The organism is Silvibacterium acidisoli (assembly GCA_022870745.1).
In the GTDB taxonomy this organism is placed as follows: Bacteria; Acidobacteriota; Terriglobia; order Terriglobales; family Acidobacteriaceae; genus Silvibacterium.
In genome coordinates this window covers 3,116,046-3,133,648 of record CP085323.1, presented here as the reverse complement: position 1 = coordinate 3,133,648, position 17,603 = coordinate 3,116,046, and the positions used below count along the sequence as shown (strand labels likewise).

The 17,603-nt window shown below is 54.6% G+C and carries 14 protein-coding genes and 1 pseudogene; 7 read left to right on the top strand and 8 right to left on the bottom strand.

From position 1 onward, the window contains the following. Positions 1–857: 857 nt before the first annotated feature. A complete protein-coding gene (locus LJD29_RS13300; RefSeq protein WP_446742024.1) occupies positions 858–1,157 on the top strand; it encodes a hypothetical protein in 300 nt (99 codons plus the stop codon). A 404-nt stretch (positions 1,158–1,561) separates the two neighbouring features. Continuing rightward, positions 1,562–1,822, top strand: a complete 261-nt coding sequence (locus LJD29_RS13295) for a hypothetical protein (RefSeq protein WP_446742023.1) — start codon at positions 1,562–1,564, stop codon at positions 1,820–1,822. A gap of 102 nt (positions 1,823–1,924) precedes the next feature. Here the strand turns inward: LJD29_RS13295 and LJD29_RS13290 are convergent, their stop codons facing one another. After that, on the bottom strand, positions 1,925–2,104 hold the full coding sequence (locus LJD29_RS13290; protein ID WP_446742022.1) for a hypothetical protein: 180 nt from the start codon (positions 2,102–2,104) through the stop codon (positions 1,925–1,927). 73 nt (positions 2,105–2,177) lie between these two features. After that, positions 2,178–2,438: a hypothetical protein gene (locus tag LJD29_RS13285; RefSeq protein ID WP_446742021.1), complete on the bottom strand. Its 261-nt coding sequence runs from the start codon at positions 2,436–2,438 to the stop codon at positions 2,178–2,180. Positions 2,439–3,205: 767 nt separating this feature from the next. Here LJD29_RS13285 and LJD29_RS13280 point away from each other — a divergent pair. After that, positions 3,206–3,373 (top strand): hypothetical protein, encoded by a 168-nt coding sequence (locus LJD29_RS13280; protein ID WP_446742020.1) that lies wholly within the window; start codon positions 3,206–3,208, stop codon positions 3,371–3,373. A gap of 1,106 nt (positions 3,374–4,479) precedes the next feature. Here the strand turns inward: LJD29_RS13280 and LJD29_RS13275 are convergent. Both LJD29_RS13275 and LJD29_RS13270 read right to left on the bottom strand, forming a co-directional pair. Beyond that, the gene (locus LJD29_RS13275; RefSeq protein ID WP_446742019.1) at positions 4,480–5,100 is read right to left on the bottom strand and encodes a ferritin-like domain-containing protein; all 621 of its coding nucleotides are present in this window, start codon (positions 5,098–5,100) and stop codon (positions 4,480–4,482) included. 23 nt (positions 5,101–5,123) lie between these two features. Continuing rightward, positions 5,124–5,957 (bottom strand): manganese catalase family protein, encoded by an 834-nt coding sequence (locus tag LJD29_RS13270; RefSeq protein WP_446742018.1) that lies wholly within the window; start codon positions 5,955–5,957, stop codon positions 5,124–5,126. 125 nt (positions 5,958–6,082) lie between these two features. Here LJD29_RS13270 and LJD29_RS13265 point away from each other — a divergent pair, with 125 nt between their 5' ends. Beyond that, positions 6,083–6,856 (top strand): Crp/Fnr family transcriptional regulator, encoded by a 774-nt coding sequence (locus LJD29_RS13265; RefSeq protein ID WP_446742017.1) that lies wholly within the window; start codon positions 6,083–6,085, stop codon positions 6,854–6,856. A 291-nt stretch (positions 6,857–7,147) separates the two neighbouring features. After that, positions 7,148–7,489, top strand: coding sequence for a response regulator transcription factor (locus tag LJD29_RS13260; RefSeq protein WP_446742016.1), 342 nt, complete (start codon positions 7,148–7,150; stop codon positions 7,487–7,489). A 1,545-nt stretch (positions 7,490–9,034) separates the two neighbouring features. Here LJD29_RS13260 and LJD29_RS13255 read toward each other — a convergent pair. Next, positions 9,035–9,540, bottom strand: a pseudogene (locus tag LJD29_RS13255) (integrase core domain-containing protein); the annotation flags it as partial. A 192-nt stretch (positions 9,541–9,732) separates the two neighbouring features. Between LJD29_RS13255 and LJD29_RS13250 the strand changes: the two are divergent. Then, the gene (locus LJD29_RS13250; protein WP_446742015.1) at positions 9,733–10,758 is read left to right on the top strand and encodes an alpha/beta hydrolase family protein; all 1,026 of its coding nucleotides are present in this window, start codon (positions 9,733–9,735) and stop codon (positions 10,756–10,758) included. A gap of 299 nt (positions 10,759–11,057) precedes the next feature. Here LJD29_RS13250 and LJD29_RS13245 read toward each other — a convergent pair whose 3' ends face one another. The 3 genes from LJD29_RS13245 to LJD29_RS13235 form a co-directional block, all read right to left on the bottom strand. After that, entirely contained in the window at positions 11,058–11,192 is a 135-nt protein-coding gene (locus LJD29_RS13245) for a hypothetical protein (protein WP_446742014.1), read from the bottom strand. 65 nt (positions 11,193–11,257) lie between these two features. Next, entirely contained in the window at positions 11,258–12,379 is a 1,122-nt protein-coding gene (locus tag LJD29_RS13240) for a pyridoxal phosphate-dependent aminotransferase (protein ID WP_446742013.1), read from the bottom strand. Positions 12,380–12,390: 11 nt separating this feature from the next. Then, entirely contained in the window at positions 12,391–15,873 is a 3,483-nt protein-coding gene (locus LJD29_RS13235; RefSeq protein WP_446742012.1) for an outer membrane beta-barrel protein, read from the bottom strand. A 586-nt stretch (positions 15,874–16,459) separates the two neighbouring features. Here LJD29_RS13235 and LJD29_RS13230 point away from each other — a divergent pair. Continuing rightward, positions 16,460–17,335 carry a PIG-L family deacetylase gene (locus tag LJD29_RS13230; protein ID WP_446742011.1) on the top strand — a complete coding sequence of 292 codons (876 nt, stop codon included), beginning with the start codon at positions 16,460–16,462 and terminating at the stop codon, positions 17,333–17,335. Positions 17,336–17,603 lie beyond the last annotated feature (268 nt).

Here is a 17,603-nt window from a genome sequence, read left to right as displayed (position 1 = left end):
AAGTGCTTCCTTAAGGCGTCGATTCAGCTTGCTGCGTTAAAGTGCTTGAAATTCTTTTAGGAGTCTTCTAATTTTGTTCATTAATTTGTGAGTGGGAGCTCTAGTGCTAAGGCACTCTCTGGGCCTCAAGGCTCAGATTTGACCCGCCCCTCGGTCGGCAGAATGGACGCCTTACGTGAAGTCGTAATCGGTTCATTCTGTTATGCTTTAACGTGCAACGTCGACGCTTCACGTGCGCGTCGAGGACGTTCGGCCACAGTCCGACGTGTTGCTTGCCCTTAGTCGGCTGCGGGACTTAGACCGATGATCATTTCCAACATACGCAGGCTCGAGGGCTAGCATATCCGTATGGTACAAATGTCGTTGGAAACTTTCGTAGCACGTTGGCTGGCTGGGGAGCGAACCCCTTGCATAGTGGGCTTAATGCTTCTCAATCACTATGTGACGATGTCCCCAACTCCTGGAGAACTGGAACGCGACCCACTCGCACGGCTAACCGAGAAAGAGCTGTCGGCTAAGATCGGGGCCTTGAATGTCTTCGAAGAACACCAGAAGATTTGTGTTGCGTGCGGGCGACGCGGGCCGACATCTCTATTAGTGCAATAAAAGGCGCCAGATGTCTGCCGCAGGCCCGGGGCGGTCAATCTAACTTATTTGATTTCTGGTACCCGCCAAAGTTTCAGCACCCCATTCAACGTCTGCCAATCCCTCCTATTCGGCTGAATCAGCCACTCGACTTGATACGCCATGGCTGAAAATCACTCTACACAACGGGTGCAATTGCAATATATTGTTTCCATTCGAGTAGCCGGAGGTTAACGTTGACCTACCTAAGCCCCGTGACGTTAGAATTTCTGATGCCTGAACTCCTGGACAGACTTGAAACGGACCTGAAAGCTGATCCGCTTTTAACGACGATCTATGTTTGTTCGGCGGACTTGATGCCCGCCCTGCCCTACGTGCGAGACCACTATTATTGTTTCGAGGATTTCACCCGGCTGGTCGAGCGAATCGCATTTCTCACTGATCACGGCTTTATTCGAGATCGAACGCGTCACGGTGAGGCGCTTCGCCGTTATGACATCGGACCGGCGTTAATTTGGTACCTGGAAAACCGCCCATCGGAACGCCCCGTTTTACCCTCTACCGGAGACTGATCGCGCAATAGTGATGGCGGGCGGCACTCCTAAAATGGCCACGCACGAAAGGCTATGCAAGGGCTCGGGGCGGCACCGCGTGGCGCGAATCTTGTACGTGGGCCGAACAGGCTTAGATATCCTCGGGACTCGTGATGAAATCGTCGACGCTAAATACCGCAATAGCCATCGCCTTTAGGGTCGAACGGCAAGTGGCTCTATCTCGCTTATCGAGACTCGAGATGCTGGTTTTGTTGCATCAGTCCAAGCTACGGATTAGGCAAAGCTCTGTCCGGCTAAACGCCAAGATACCCTCACCATTCGAAGACATCCGAAAAAGCCCACAGCCGGGCGTTTAACACAGCTCAGCATGGTTCGGAACGGCCATCTGCGCACGTCAGAAGTCAGTCAGCTATGATGGTTCTATGGAGCGGTTGACATCATTGGAAACTTTTGTTGCCAACTGGCTTTCGGGATTGATCCGCCCTTGCCTTGAGGGCTTAGAGCTACTTAATGGCTATGTGACGACGTCGCCCACTGCTGCCGAGCTCGACGGAAACCGTTTAACAAAGCTGACCACTCCAGATCTAAGAGAGAAACTTCAGGCGTGGACTGATTTTGAAGAGCATCGCAGGAACTGCCCACAATGCAGCCGCATCAAACCAGCACCTTTATGGGTGCAATAAAGAGCCCCCGGTGTTTGCCGAGGGCGGAGGGTGTTCCATCCATTTGCTGAAGCTAGTTACGTGCGGTCACCCCATAAAGTTTCAATCTCTTCTGATTAGCTTTTACACGCTGTTACCCATCGTTATTCCGTACCAAACAAGAGCGACTCCGCCGAAGAACGCCGCGGCGATCATGAACCAATACGAAGCTGGGATGCCTCCGCGCTCATAGGAATCGTCTGCCTGCTCCCACCGGCCACGAATCATACCGATGTGACTCTCGACCACCACTATCAACATCATGAACAATCCGAAACCCTGGACGCAAAGCGGGCACGGTTTCGTCAACGCTTCGAAATCCATACTCAATGCTAGCTCAATCTGCCCGCAGCTCGTCCTGTGCCCGAGGTGGTTTGGCCGCCTTTTCACGGGGATTAAACGCGGTTCCGCATGACCACGACGACACGCTTTTCTTACCGTCTTCTTCATACACAGTGATTGGCAATCTATGTGCATTGTGATAAACGGCTGCTCCGGAAGCTATCTGCGCTACATCCTCCAGTTTTTTCACGACACGCGAAAATCGCATCAGGCCTCCTGCTTCGGTCGGAACAGCGAGCGTCAACTTCTCGGCCATCCGGGTCACCATGTCACGCGCTATCGTTTTCACCATAGAATGCATAACAATGCCTAATAGCTTCCTTGCCCAACACCACCTCAAGGCCTGGATAGTTCTTCAGGCCTCCTTCACGGCTTTAGAAGGCCCTCTGACTGAATCCTGCTTCGTTTTGAGTAGCGGCCATCTCTTCGGTAACATTCTCGCCCTGTTCCTGCCTGCTCTGCTTCCGTCCAGAGAGGAGCCATTGCGACTACCTGGCCGGTAGATCAGCGGCGCTGCTTAATCAAGTGACTCCCGCAGCGAGTTCGACCAGCCCAATGTACTACACACTGAACCCGGAAGTCTGGCCAGCTATTTCGAAGATACGAGTAGCATCCTCGACATCGACCGCCGCGATACGAACCGGGTTGGATTCGGGTCGACTTGGCCCTTCCTCTTTTTCGGACGATTCGCCGGCGATTCCAGCAAAATCAAAGAACTCATACAGTAAGACTTCGCATCCACAACTCGTGGCCGATCTCAATTGCGTGTGTTTACTCCTTTCGCGTTGAGCCACGGCGAACCCCTTCCCAAGAGCCTTCTTTCCTGGTTTGCGCGGACGAACTGACTTTTTGGCGGGAGATCGAACTTCGTGGTCGGTGGAATCCTGAAAAACTCCAGGCGCAGAGGCAGGCCGTTTTGAGTCGTTCTGCTTCCTGCTCACGGACCATTGGATAGACACCCTCCGGATCCCGCAGCTTCATCTCCTCATGCCGGCCGAGACTCTCGAATAACCAGGCCTCGGTATGCTCAATGTCATTCATTTGATCGAGAACGTCGCTCGTGACGCCGGAGCGGGTGTGCTGTACGAGACATTGCCGGTAGACGAACTGGCCCAATGGATGGTGCAACTTCTCGCTAATCTCTCTTACCAGATCGAACAGCTTCTGGGCATAGGAATTGAGATTGAATAGGCCCTCATACACAGGAAAGGAGGGTGGGTGTGCGGGCTTCGAGATGAGCCGTAGCGTCGAGCCACGCTTGCAGGCGTTCCTGTGAAATGTATCTCTTAGGAAAGAACTGCTGGGCAATCCGCCTTGCGTCAGGGGAGGATCTACGATTACTTTTAGAAACAGCCATACCGTCGCCTTTCTAGGAAGGTGACGGTGGTCAGGAGTACGCGGCGTGTCACCGTCCGCGTATCCCGTATTCCGGATTGTATGTACAAACCCGCGTCGTCAGGGGAGAGACTAGTAGTTCAAATCTACAAAAAGTACTTGAAAGATACAAAGTACAAAGATCAGCACAGATAAATATATTTCGCAGGCGGAGGCGGCTCATATCCGGGGTCTATCGAGTCAAGCCATTGCAGACTTGATCGACCGCGGCCGTCTATCTGCTATTAAGGTTGCAGGGCCGAAACGGATGCTGTGGAAAGTGTGGCATCATATGCTACGTTGCCGAAAACAGGAAAGCTACCCCAAAAGGCTGTCAACAAACGGAGGAAGAAGACCTGGTTTTGGGTGAGGAGCAAAACACACTCTGAGGTCACACATCTCATCGCGGAGTCTTCAAGATCGCCTCTACGTTAACTCTGAGCCTCGAAACCGCTTCGCCAGATTAGCCGTGCCCCCAAAAATCACAGAATGAAGGTATCGCTCCTCGTTCCAATATCTTAGGCAGCACGCTCTCCAAAAGAAGACGTACGGGGTTACGTCTGCCACAGCCGACTCCAGGTCTCATCGATCAACAATGCCAATTATTTCAAAACCGTAAATTTCGGGGAAGCGATAAACCGGGCTCGACAGAATAGAGAGCTTGCAAGACTGTCATTTCCAATTTGGCCATCGGAAAGGCATGCCCTAAACGGTCGCAGTGAAAGCACAGCGTACAACCGCCAACGTCACCTCAGTGAGGGATCACGATAGCTCTAGAGTCAATTCGCAGTGACGGCACCTCAGCCCATGATTGCTCAAATCTTGGGGATGCGGCGCGATTAGCGCTTAAAATTGGGGCGCAACGTTAAGTTGAGGGTAGCGGCAAATTGCACCGCTAACCCTCCGTTATCACCCGGAATATTTCAACGCGATTGTTTAGTTGCTTTCTTGAGCGGTTTTGCAGGTTTGCGTATCACTCGGCTCTTCTTCGCCTTGCCCTCCTTTTTCCCTTCCTTATCGTTCCCTCCATCCTCTTCTTCCTGGCCACCCTCGGCTTCAGCAATGGCCGCCTCGTTCACCTCGTGGGCGACAGTGGACAGCTTCTCGTCGGTTTGTTTTTCTTCCATCAGGGTCGCTTCGAGCAGCCGAAGAATTTCCGTTTGGCCTGTTGCTTCGGCAAATGCAACGACTGTGCCATAAGCGGCGATTTCGTAATCTTCGACACGCTGTAAGGCGCCAATCATGGCGGCATCGAGGACCGAACCCGGGTCGATCTCATCCTTGTGCTCGAATGCCTCTTCGAGCAGACCCTTCATTCCGTTACAGGTTTTCCCTCCAGGCCGCTCCTCGAGCAGCTCGAAGATCTGTTCAAGCCGCTCGAGTTGAGCTTGAGTTTCCGCTAGATGGGCCTGCATTGCGTCCCTCAGGGATTCGGAGCGCACCGCCTTGACGAGCCGCGGGTACGCCTTGATGGCCTGCTTCTCGCCCGAATAAATGTCCTTCAACTCCTCGACGAACAGCTCATGTGCAGTTTCAACGCTCATATTCTCTCCTCAGCCTAGGTGTTTTAACGTCCTTCAACGCCGATTAGCTCTTCGCGCGCGGGTGCGGTAGTCGTGGTTGGGGTGCTGTCCTGCTTGCCACGCTCTTCCTGGCCTGCAAGGCCCCTCACCTTGCCAATGGACAATCCCGCGCCTCCAGTAAGCTGCGATTCGACAACATGCATCCCGTATGCCTTACTCCAAGGACCACGCATATCGGTTTCGCCCTCGTCTCCGTCACCTGTCGAGCCGTTAAAATATTCGTCGACCAGCACGGGTGTCGGGGCTAGCCGGCCAATCGAAAAAGGCGGTTTCTCTATGCTTTCGAGCGCTGCCGCAAAAGCCTTCATGTGCGTAATCTCGCGCGTCATCAGAAACTGGAGTGTATCGATCGTGCCCGGGTCGTCCGTGTGATCGATGAGGCGCTCGTAGACGATCTTGGCGCGCGCCTCGGCTGCGATGTTGCTACGCAAGTCAACATCGAGTTCGCCTGTAATCTTGAGATAGTCGGCTGTCCAGGGATTACCGCGCGAGTTGAGCAACGCAACTCCCCCACCACCAGCGATGGTCACGAGTGGATCGGCCTCGGCCGCCTCACGGTTCGTCTTGAGGTCTTTGAGATGTAAGCGGATGAGTGCGCCGACAACCTCGAGGTGGCTGAGTTCCTCCGTGCCGATATCGAGCAAAAGGTCCCGCCGGGCGAGGTCGTCGACACAATTCCAGCCTTGTATGGTGTATTGCATGGCGGCGGCCAGCTCGCCATTCGCCCCGCCGAACTGCTCAAGGAGCATGTTTCCAAACCGAACGTCCGGGGTTTCGACATTCACCGTGTACATAAGCTTCTTTACGTGGTGATACATGGGATCTCCATTAGATTGAAATTGAAGGCGCTTGCAGGGCGATAAGCCCTACAAGCGCCTTCTGGTTCGGATGCCAGACGCAATCTGACGCTATTCCGCCTGGCCGACATATGGAGGCGATATTCTTGTCGTGGTCTCTGGAGGAGCGACTCGCTTTGATCTATCCGCTTTCAAATGTTTTGATCGACGCTTTACCGGACGCCCTGAAGCGCAAGCTGACAGGGCAGATGACGCGAGTGAGGTTGCCCCTTCGCGCCCCCCTCTACGAACCCAACGAAACGCCGAGACACATTCACTTCATTACCTCGGGCATTGCCAGCGTCGTCTCGACCACGCTGGAGGGCAGCACAACCGAGGTGACGACGCTCGGGCGCGAAGGCATACCACAGGGCGTTCATCTTCTCGGGTCAGTGCCCGTGCCAACGCGGTGCTTCATGCAGATCGCGGGCACGGCGCTCCGTATGGAATACGCGACCATGCAGCGTCTCTTCGCTAGTGAGGAGGAAGTCCGGCGCGTTGTGCTTGCTTATGCCCAGTACCAGACTGCGCTGCTAGGCCAGATTGCCGGGTGCAATCGGCTTCATTCCGCCGAAGCGCGCCTCTCCCGCTGGCTGCTCATGATCCAGGACCGCACCGCTAATTCCTTACTCAGACTGACGCAGGAATTTCTCGGTGAGATGATTGGCTCGCAGCGGACGACGGTCAGTGAAGTTGCAGGCGATCTCCAGGCTCGAGGGCTAATCGAATACTCACGGGGCACGATCCGGATCCTAGATCGCGTCGGACTCGAGAACACAGTCTGCGAGTGCTATTCGGTGACGCGCAAGCTCATTGCTACCCTGTACCGGCTCACCGAGCAGTCACTTTATCCAGAGGATCCATCGGAAGTGGAAGGCTGAGCAAATTCACGCTCTGGGAAAACGTCCTTGATCAGTTTCCCCAAAACCGGTCGGGCAAATGCGACAAGGTGCCGCACCATCTCTACATCCTCCGGTTTCTTTTCGAGAAGGTAGAAAATATTGTTCATAATCTCCAGGGCATGCCGGAAATCAGGTGAAAAGCAGTCGTCGCGCACGAGTCGGGGACTCTCCTTCGGAAGGCCCATACACTTCTCTTTTTTAGGATTCTCGATCGAAGACACACCTACTCAGATGCACTGGAGCGGACACTCACTTGTCCCGTAATTTCCGATGAGCACACGCATCTTGCTTATTGAGGACGATTCCGTGCTGCTGATGACGCGGCGAATGATTCTTCGAGAATGGGACGTGCACGGAACCTCCTCGCGCGATGCGATCCGGCTGCTTCAGCAAACCCGATTTGACGTCGTGATACTAGGTTCGTACTTGCCGACCGAGGCGGCAAAAAACATTGCCCTAGCCGCGAAAGCGCTTGGCTGTGAAATCCTAGCTTCCCGTACATTTCTTGGCGATCTGCCAAACCTCCATGTGCGCCTACTAGAAGCACCCGTCTCGCCGGATGAGCTTCTCCAGTGCGTACACCAGATCTCGACTCGACGGGCAGAGAAATAGATGGGAACGAATAGCGCAGCATAAATGGGCATAACCGGCAGAGATGAAGTCAAAAAGGGGCGCGCTGCTGCCAGGGATGCGCGCCAGGAGTGTCATACATCCATGATGAGATGCTTTCGTCAAACGACTCGGTTGTTCCGAAGGAGAGGCAACCCGTCTCCGAGTTAGCTTCGGCAAGTATTTAGCTATCTAGTGGCTTTACTAGGTTCCACCGAAGCAGCAACGCAGTCCTTAACCGGAATACGAACCCAATACTCGGACCTGAACTTGCGCCTTTTCAGAAGCATCCGGACGATCGCGTACGTATTGTCCCAAGCTCTGCCCGTCTTTGTAATTTTACCTGCCTCAAGGCGCGGCTATTACGATCGTATTCGATGTTCAGCCCTCGAAGGAAAGGCGTGGATGTTGTGCTCATGCACCCCACGTGTGTGTTGCATATCGCTTTATTTTGAGGGCGCTGGATGCATTCGGCTGGTGCATTGGGCTCGGATCGATTGTGATTCACGTCCTCTACTTCATGCCGCCGACAGCCCCTTCAATGGCGGCCGTTTTAATGAACGCCGATATCCTTGCCGATCACGTCGCGGGACGATTCAAATCTTAGTAGGGGATCTCGGAAATCAATCCAAATGCATCTCTTCAAAGCGCCTGAAGACTCTTTGTCATCGAGCAATGCGAAGTATTCTTGGACGCTCCCGCTGGCCGGAAGCGAGTGGAATTAGCTCAGCAACATGCGTTCTTCAGGACAGAGCTTGGGAATGCGGCCCATCCAACGTATTGCTATGTTTCGATCTGGAGACGTGTGACCCTTTGGAAGTGCTACCCATATGGTCAGGGCAATGAGTTCTTCTGCTCTCCGTGGATCTCTAACGAGTCAAGCGTTTTAGCTCTCGGATAGCGAATTCCAACTCAACGCTGTGAGCTCGGTAAATGTCTTGCGAGATCGACGCATTACTGTGGGGATCATTCAGTGAAAGGACTTCAAGAGTTGCCAAGCTGCCATCGGATCGCATTTTCTGAAGGATGAGAGCGAGACGCATTTCTAGTACCTTGATAAGGCTCAGCGCCTCTACATTGTCCATACACTGGAAAGCCTACTCGTTTCGCGTGAAAAATGACACCGATGGGTTAGTCTCCTGCAATGTACTTCAGGCATTGTCCACAGAGCGATAAGTAGGAAGCCTAACGACTTTTGGCCTTAAGAAGACGATCTATTTCTCGAACCTGAGAGGCCGAAAGGGCAACGCTGCCGAGTCCTCGTCGACGTCAGGATGGATCGAGGAGGTAAAATACTGGGCGCTCACGAGCCTCATGCAGACAGAGGCGGCAATTTTAATGACTCAGTCTGTGATGCACGCAGGTGCAAGACGACTTCACTGCTTTGTCGTCCCAGACAATGCCCGGACAGTCCGCATGCCCGAGATAGGTGCAACGGTCGAACGGAATTTCTCGAACCTCGCCATCTTCATTGAATGAGTCTTCCTCGTGGAATTGCCCGGTGTCTAAGAGCCATGGCCTGACCGAAGTTTTGTACCAGTTGGATTGTTAGTGTAGCGCAGCGATCTCCGCCTGCCCAGCGGTTGATGCCAGCCATACCTCTGGCGCTGGTGGCCGATACCCAAGCGATGAGTGTGGCCGGATGGTGTTGTAGTGCTTGCGCCAGCGTTCGGCAAGCACTCGGAGTTCCTTCATCGAGTAGAAGATTTCCCCGTTCAGGAACTCGTCCCCCATCTTCGAGTTGAAGCTCTCGCAGTAGCCGTTCTCCCACGGCGAGCCGGGTTCGATGTAGGCTGTCTTTGCGCCCGTATCGGCAAGCCACTTGCGCAGGCCGTGCGCGATGAACTCGGGCCCGTGGTCGGATCGCAGGTGCTCAGGAACGCCCTTGGCCACCATCGCATCGGCCAGCGCACCGATCACCTTCGCAGACGACCATCTCCGTTCGAACCGAACCACCAGCGCCTCCCTCGTGTGTTCAGCGTGCGGGCCATGCGGCCGTCGTTGAACCACAGACGACCACGCGGCTTCTGTTTCTGCGGAACCTTCAGGCCTTCGCACGCTTCCTTGCAAGCCTGGACCGTCGTCTTCCCGTTCGCAACACCCACTTCGATCTGACGAAGAAGGCTCACTACCCACTCCGCACTATGCTTCTTGCCACTCCGCATTTCCTGCCCCTTGTAACCAGTCTCTATCACTCAATCTGGTACAAATTTCCCCGGGCAGACCATTGGTCTCTGGATGGAAAGATGGGACTGGTCACAAACACGTTTCTTGCGAAAGAATCAGCTCTCGGAACGATCGAAGAGGTCAACGCTCCATGCGCCGTCGCGACATTTGACGTCGCGACAGAAAGAACTGCGTGCGTTGCGCTCAGCCGGCTTCCCAAGATGCGGCTTACGAAGGCATCGTTTCAAGGTGCGTCCCAAGCGATTCAGACAGAGTGGATACAGGATGGAACGCTGATCAAAGAAACCTATCGGAATCAAGCGGGAAAATGGGAACGAACGTCTGCATCTCCCGAACCCAGCAATCCTGCCACAACCATCGAAGTGGAAGTTCGACAGAGTCTCAATGAGCCACAGGCACTCTGGGCAGCCGATATCAAGACAGGAAAGCAAAAGCTCCTGTGGGCTCCGAATGCACGGTTGACCGCTTTGAAGTCCGGCACTGCGTCCGTGTTCCATTGGCGCGATCCGTCCGGCTATGAGTGGTCCGGAGGCCTGCTTAAACCGAACGGATATGAATCAGGACATCGCTATCCTTTGGTCATCCAGACCCACGGCTTCAATCCGCATGAGTTTCTCGTGGACGGATCGTACACGACCGGGTTCGCCGCCCGGCCGCTTGCCGCCGCAGGCATGATGGTTCTCCAGGTTGAAGACAGAAGAGATCGGAGTTCTCGGCCGGTGTGCGAGGAGGCTGCCTCTTTCGCGGATGGAAGTGCGGCTGCGATCAAGGAGTTGGCGGCAGAAGGGCTTATCGATCCAGAAAAGGTCGGAATCATCGGCTTCAGCCGTACCAGCTGGTACGTCGAAACAACCCTTGAACGGTATCCAGACCTGTTCAAAGCCGCGACCCTCATCGACGGTATCGACCAGGGATATGAGAGCTACCTGCTGCTCTGCCCTAATGTGCCTTCGTGTAAGAACAATCATGAAGCAGCCGATGGCGGTTCACCGTTTGGGGCGAATCTGCCGCATTGGTTAGACGCGGCTCCAAGCTTCAACCTGAATCAGGTGCATACACCTTTGCGGGTCGAGGCGATCCGCTAATATTCGATCCTGCTCGAATGGGAGATCTATTCCTCTCTCTATCAGCAGGGAAAGCCTGTCGATCTGATCTACATCTCGAACGGCCAACACATTCTCCAGCAGCCACGCCAACGTCTCGCTTCACAACAAGGGAACGTCGATTGGTTTCGCTTCTGGCTGCAGGACTACCGGGACTTGTCTCCTGAAAAGGAAGACGCTTACGAACGTTGGTCGCATTGGAAATCCTCGATCTCGCGCTGAATCAGAGAGAAAATGGAGTGGATGGAAGCTTCTGCATCCATCCCATTTTCCATTAACGATTAAGCGTTCGCGACATAACCGGATGAAGCGGATTGCGTGTCTGCACCATCAAGGTTCAAGCCGATCTTCACGCTCGTGAAGACCGCGTTGGACTGCTTCGAGGCAAAGGCCGCGTTCGTGCTTTCGATTTTCATGATTGCTGGAGATATATATCTCATCGTGCAGGTTCTCGATGCTGCAGGGCAGCCAGGGTGTTGTTTTAGCTTCTCCGCTGCAGGAACCGTTTTACACTCTGCTGCACCCTTCTGTTTTCGGCAGGGGTTCCGATGGTGATACGAGCCCAGGTGTCGTAAGGCGGAAAGGCGCGGCCGATGAGTATGTCATCTGCCCGCAGGGCATCTGCGAGCTGCTGAAGCGGAACACCGACATTGAAGAAGACGAAGTCGCCGTTTGCGTCAGAGTGTTTCAGCTTCAAGTCATCTAAAAGCGCGTTCCATCGCTGCCGCTCTGTCGCCACTGCTGCGCGCACCTGAGTCACATGATTGCGATCGGCGAGTGCAGCAGATGCCGCGGCAATATTCAAACGGCCCAAGCCCTCCGCATCACCAAGCCCTTGTTTGCGCAATTGTTCTCCAAGAGCGCGAGGCACAATGGAATACCCGATCGGCAGACCTGCTAAGCCGTGAATTTTGTCGAAGGTGCGAAAGACCAGCACGTTGGCTCCGTCCTTTACCAGAGAAACAGCTGAGCGCCTCTCAAAGTCTGGCGTGTATTCAAGATAAGCTTCGTCAACAATCACAGGAGCGCGCTCGGAGACGCTTCGCAGAAAGCTCTTGAACGCCTCATCGTCGCTGACTGTTCCGGTTGGATTGTGCGGGTTGATCAGATAGATCGCACGCGTCTTTGAATTCACACGACTAGCAATCGCATCCAGATCGTTGCGGTACTCCTTATCCAATGGAACAGGCACGCCGACGCCCCCCAAGTGTGAAGCGGCGTCGACCAGCGCGAGATAACCGGGGGTGGAATAGATGAACTCTCCGCCGGGTCCTCCCTTGCTTCCGAACGAGAGGCCGAGCGCACCAAGAATCTCGCCGAGCACGATCTGCTCGACGGGAACCTTCTCATAGCTGGCTACCTCTTCCGCCAGCGCCTGCGCTAAAGCAGCATCGGCATAGCGATTCAGGCGACTGAATTCTGCCTGGATGGCTCGTTGCACATTCGGTGATGGCCCAAAGGCATTCTCATTGAGATTCAGATGGATCGTACCAGTCTGCTCCGGAGCGCTCGCTGCAAATGCGCTAGAGGGTAGCAGTCCGGCACCGATTGCGAGACTAGAGGATTGAAGCAGCCTGCGCCGGGAGACTCCTGATGTCATCATGCGTCCTTTCACTAGTAAGTGATGTGCAGTCCTAGCTGCAGGTAGCGGGGAAAGTTCGACTGTGCGGTAATGGCTCCAAAGTTTGCGCTGCCATATGCCGTGTTCGGCCCCGCAAAGAGCGGAGTATTGAAGGTATTGAACGTCTGCGCACGAAACTGCACATTCACACGTTCACGCACGAGCACGCTCTTGAAGAGCGAGATGTCCCAGTTTTCATAACCGGGTCCGCGCATCGAGAGCGTGCGCGGAGCATCGCCGAAGGTGTAAGCCGCTGAGGACGAGAAGGCGGCCGGATTAATGTATCCGCCGAGCCGATCGTAGAGACTTCCCTTCGTGCCCAGTGAAATACCCTGCACCCGGTTCGGCCGCTGGATGCCGTTGCCCGCAATCGTACTGTTCGGATTGTTGCTCTGAGAGATCGAAACAGGAAAACCGCTTTGGAACGTCGGCAGCACATTCAATTGCCAACTACCGATCGCCTCGTCAATCCATCGATTACCCGTGTTGTACTTCTGCCCTCTACCGAACGGGAGATCGTACAGAACGCCCGCCACGAAACGATATGGCACATCGGTCACCGAGTGTGAATACTCCGCTTCGAGATCGTAGACATTCTGCGGAGCACTGAACCCAGGACTCTGGATGCTGTTGGCCGTGGCGAATGAAGAATCCGTGTTGCGGGACCATGTAAAGGAAGAGACGATGTTCAAACCGTGCCCGGCACGCTTCTCTGCCTTGATCAGCAAAGCGTTGTAGTCGGCATGCGCGGAGCTGACGAAAAGATTCACTGAAGTGAATTGCGGAAACGGTCTTAAGGCCTGCGAACGCGACACTGTGGGCTGGCCAATGATTCCCGGGCCACCGGCCACATAGTTGGGATTGGTTACGGCATCGCTGAGCGATCCGCCAAGATTGAAGTTCGAAGGATTGAGCTGGTTGGTATTGATCGGAGTGCTGCTGGTCGGTGATGGATTGAGGTTGATCGATCGCGTGCCGATGTAGGAGGCTTCGATGGCGATATGGCCCGGCAATTCCCTTTCGACTCCAACTGAGAACTGCTGCACGCGCGGCGCGTGAAGAGACTGGTCGTACGTCGTCACCGAGTTGCCGATGCCGGTCAGCAGCCCCGCTGAGTTGCCGGCAGGCTTGCTGAAGCCGGATGGGAAGGGGTTATTCAGCGAACCCGCCGGTGTCTGATCGTTGTCATTACTGGCAATGTATGAGTTCGCCGCTGTATATCCAGGGGCAAGCGTTCCGATGGGGTCATAGCGTAATGGCGCGTAGAGAATGCCATAGCCGCCGCGAAGAACGGTCTTTGGAGTGAGCTGATAGGATGCTCCGATGCGCGGAGCGAACTTCAGTCGTGACAGGTTTCCCGTATCGCGCGGATTGCCATTCACTCCCGCGAAGAGAATACCGCCATTCACCGCCGTGCCGTTCGAGAGATGCGATACCGCCGTGCGGTCGAATCCTACAGCAAGCTGGTTGTTGTCCTCCTTCAGGCCTGTCTCGGCTTCATAGCGAAGGCCCAGGTTCAAGGTCAGCCGCGAAGTCACGCGCCAGTCGTCCTGCGCGAAAACAGCGTAGTAGTCGAAGTACGTCTTCAGCGGAGTCGTGATGTCTACTTCGCCGGACACCGGATATCCCAGCAGAAGATCGGCCAGGTCGGAGCCGGTGCCGTCACCGGTTGTGCTTGGATCGGCCTGCGTGAATGCGCCTGAGAAGGTGTACGTGCCGGGCGCGTTGCTGAAGTCCTGAAAGTCCATGCGTACGCGGCGATATTCTGCTCCGACAGTAGCGTTGTGATGATTGAGTGTCTTGGCGAGCGAGCCGTTTACGATCTGGGACTTCCAATTGTCCAACGAACTCGTATTCTGCCCGAGCTGCGAGAAGTTTCGCAGGAAGATCGTTGGAAAGAACTTCGACTCTACCTGTGAAGAGTAGCTCGCAGGCAAGCCAAGGCTCGCAGGATCAAAGCCCTGGCTCACCTCGGCAATGAGATTCGGGAAGCGATTGTTGCCATAGCGCGCTGTCAACACGGTCGTGGGATTGAGTATCCAAGTGCTGTTGAATTGTGTCGCATCGACTTGACGATGATAGGTATAGGAATAGCTGCCGGGCAGCGTGCCTAAAGGGTTCCCCAGTGGCTGCAACGCTTCGTAGAAGATGTAGGATCCACTCACGTTCCACCAGGAACGAATCTGCTCGTCCAGCTTCACGGTCACTTCCTGAGCGTGGTCACGTACATTATCGACACCCGTGAAGTTGTAGCTTCCCGTAGGCCCAGACGTTTGCGGTGAAGGGTAGTAGGAAGCGATGTTCCTGCCGACGGTGCTCAACTGCCCGGCCGGAATTTTGTTCCCCGGGAATGGTGTGCGGTGAATGCCCTGCGCATCGGTGTAAGTCTTCGTTGGGTCATAGATCACGTTGAGTGAACCATTGGCATTAAAGCTCTGCGAGAAGTCGCCTGTGCGCTCAAGCGCCGTCGGCACTGCGAAACTCTCCGTGTAGGGCGACGTCTGAATGTAGCCCTCTGTTCCGACCCAGAAGAAGGTCTTGTCGTGTCCGTTGTAGACATGAGGAATCACAACCGGTCCGCCAAGCGATGCTCCCCAGTTGTAGTACGGACTGTCGGGCCGGGGGATGTCTTCCCGGTTCGCGAAGAAATCGTTGGCCAGCCATGAGCCCTGTCGCGTTTCACCGAAGACCGATCCATGCACGGTGTTCGAACCGGAGCGAAGCAGCGTGTTGAAGACGCCACCGCCCGTACGACCGACCTGCGCATCGTAAGTGTTTGCCTGCACCTTCACATCGTGAATGGACTCGATGGTAGGAATCACGATCGGGCGGTTGTTGGTATCGGTGATCGGGACTCCATCAACGAGATAAAGATTTGCAGCCACAGGACCGCCAGCAACTGAAGTGGTCGAGGTGCCGTTCTGATCGGCGAAGCGGATGAATTGCGGATTGCCAGTATTGACGAAGATCCCCGAGAGTTTCGCCGTGATGTAAGGATTCCGCCCCAGCACGGGTATATCCTCGAGGCGGCGCTGGTCGAGATCGGTGCTGACCGAAGCCGTCGATGAGTCAACCAATGGAGCATCGGCCGAAACCTCCACTGTACTTACGGAGCTTCCGGCGCTCAGCGCTACATCGAGAGTGAGAAAGTCCTGCGTCGAGACGATGATATGCGTCCGATCGGCGGGACTGAAGCTTCCCGCTTCAACGTGAAGCGTGTATGTGGAAGGCTTCAATGCATTGAAAGAGTATGCACCGACGCCATCGGCAATCGTGCTTCGAACCTGTTGTGTATGGTCGTCCGTGAGCCTGACCGAAGCCCCCGCGACAGCCGCCCCGCTCGGATCGGTGATGGAGCCACGAATTCCTCCAACAAAGGTCTGCGCAATGGCAACCTGCAAACCGGCAAGAAACGCTATCGCGAGTAAGAAGCGTAAAGAAACGACGAGAATCCGCGAAACTTTGAATTGAGACATGGGGCTCTCCTGGGAATCGGTACAAGAAATGTTGCCGGGAGAGTCAAGTGAGCAGCGAAAGAGCGCGGACTATTCCCCGGTCAACTTGCTGCTGCTTTGAATCAGTCGTAGATGCTTAGCGCGCACTGCTCAACTCAACAGGACAAGGCCGTGAGGAGCAACAACACAGAATGTTCGCACGCTGCATGCCGTTAGCATAGCAGATGCCATCATTGATGGTTCTCAATTTCGCCACGGAATATTCTGGGAAACACATAGCGTAGGAAATTTAAGCCGCGTCACCACTTTAATCTCCGTGATTGCCATCCAGGCAGTGTAGTGCTAGCCTCAGAAACAATGAAGGTGCTTCTGCAATACCTGACTGCAGTCACAGTTCATTCCTCATCAATTGAGGTACGACTTCGCTGTTGTTGACTCCCTCCTTGCCCTCTTCCCTGCAGCCACAATCTTGAGACTGTCTCGTCTTCGAGGATGACATCGCGCCAGAATATTTTCTGGGTTATGCCGATTTGCGAGAACGCTCCTCAAATACGGACTTTGCAGGGTCATGCCAACTTAAATTGCGCAAAATTTGTGAGGGAGTTCCATGCGCCGCATGCTGGCAAGCCGAGCATTTCTGTTCATTTCGCTTCTCCCGATCCTTGTAACCTCACTCCCGGCACTCTCTCAGGTGCCGGGAAAGACGCTGATCGTCGTTGCTCATCCCGATGACGAATATTACTTCGCGGCAACCGTTTACAGGATGGCGGTGCAGCTTCGTGGGGATGTCGATGAGCTGATTATCACGGATGGAGAAGGCGGCTATCGATACTCAACACTTGCAGAACCCTATTACGGAAAAAACCTCACGAACGAAACAATCGGTCGTCAGTCGTTGCCTGCCATCCGGCGAAGAGAAGCAGTGCGAGCAGGGAGAGTGCTCGGCATAAGGCACCACTATTTTCTCAATCAGAAAGATACTGCGTTCACGACAGATCAATCAAATGGGCAAAAAAGCGGATGGAATATAACGCTGATCACGGGCACAATCTCATCCTTGGTCAAGCGCGAACATTACCGCTACATATTCTGCATTCTTCCTCGTACAAGTATGCACGGTCATCACCAGGAGACCACGGAGCTGGCATCTACCGTGATTCAGGCTTTGCCAACCGACGCACGCCCTGCCCTTCTGGGTTTCGATACCGATGGCCGAACTTTTCCGTCTAACGAAACATGGCCTGCTTCCTACGCATACGCCTTTGATCGAACAACCACTTTCGGCTTCCACGACTCACTGAGCTACCAGATCATCGTCCATTGGATGATTGCGGAACATAAATCCCAGGGCCTGTTCCAGACCATGTGCGGCAAAGATCCCCGGGAATACATCTGGGTTAGTTCCATTGACGCCAGCCCCGCTGCCAGCTCGCTCTTCCGCTTGCTCGCTCTTCCATCTTCATCTCTGAAAGGACCGAGATGACTCTCCACCCAAACGTAGCGATTTACGACACGAAGGCAACCATCAGGGAGGCATCGTGAAAAGTTCAGAACTATATGCCGTAATGATCGGAACGAATCACCCATGTGTACGTCTCGGGTGGGTCTCCAGTTCGACAGGGATAAACTACTGCGGAATATGCCTTCGCTCCGCGATCGAGCCGGTAATTGGCGCATCCTGCGGAAGATGTGGAGCGCGTGTGGTGCAACTGCTCGAGATATCGACTTCAGGGGATACGCCTCAGAACGGG

Coding starts and splice junctions, on each gene's coding strand:
- LJD29_RS13230 (WP_446742011.1), top strand. CDS start 16,460: ATGCGCCGCATGCTGGCAAGCCGAGCATTTCTGTTCATTTCGCTTCTC.
- LJD29_RS13300 (WP_446742024.1), top strand. CDS start 858: ATGCCTGAACTCCTGGACAGACTTGAAACGGACCTGAAAGCTGATCCG.
- LJD29_RS13290 (WP_446742022.1), bottom strand. CDS start 2,104: ATGATGTTGATAGTGGTGGTCGAGAGTCACATCGGTATGATTCGTGGC.
- LJD29_RS13270 (WP_446742018.1), bottom strand. CDS start 5,957: ATGTATCACCACGTAAAGAAGCTTATGTACACGGTGAATGTCGAAACC.
- LJD29_RS13295 (WP_446742023.1), top strand. CDS start 1,562: ATGGAGCGGTTGACATCATTGGAAACTTTTGTTGCCAACTGGCTTTCG.
- LJD29_RS13235 (WP_446742012.1), bottom strand. CDS start 15,873: ATGTCTCAATTCAAAGTTTCGCGGATTCTCGTCGTTTCTTTACGCTTC.
- LJD29_RS13260 (WP_446742016.1), top strand. CDS start 7,148: ATGAGCACACGCATCTTGCTTATTGAGGACGATTCCGTGCTGCTGATG.
- LJD29_RS13250 (WP_446742015.1), top strand. CDS start 9,733: ATGGGACTGGTCACAAACACGTTTCTTGCGAAAGAATCAGCTCTCGGA.
- LJD29_RS13245 (WP_446742014.1), bottom strand. CDS start 11,192: ATGAAAATCGAAAGCACGAACGCGGCCTTTGCCTCGAAGCAGTCCAAC.
- LJD29_RS13285 (WP_446742021.1), bottom strand. CDS start 2,438: ATGGCCGAGAAGTTGACGCTCGCTGTTCCGACCGAAGCAGGAGGCCTG.
- LJD29_RS13275 (WP_446742019.1), bottom strand. CDS start 5,100: ATGAGCGTTGAAACTGCACATGAGCTGTTCGTCGAGGAGTTGAAGGAC.
- LJD29_RS13280 (WP_446742020.1), top strand. CDS start 3,206: ATGCTCAATGTCATTCATTTGATCGAGAACGTCGCTCGTGACGCCGGA.
- LJD29_RS13240 (WP_446742013.1), bottom strand. CDS start 12,379: ATGATGACATCAGGAGTCTCCCGGCGCAGGCTGCTTCAATCCTCTAGT.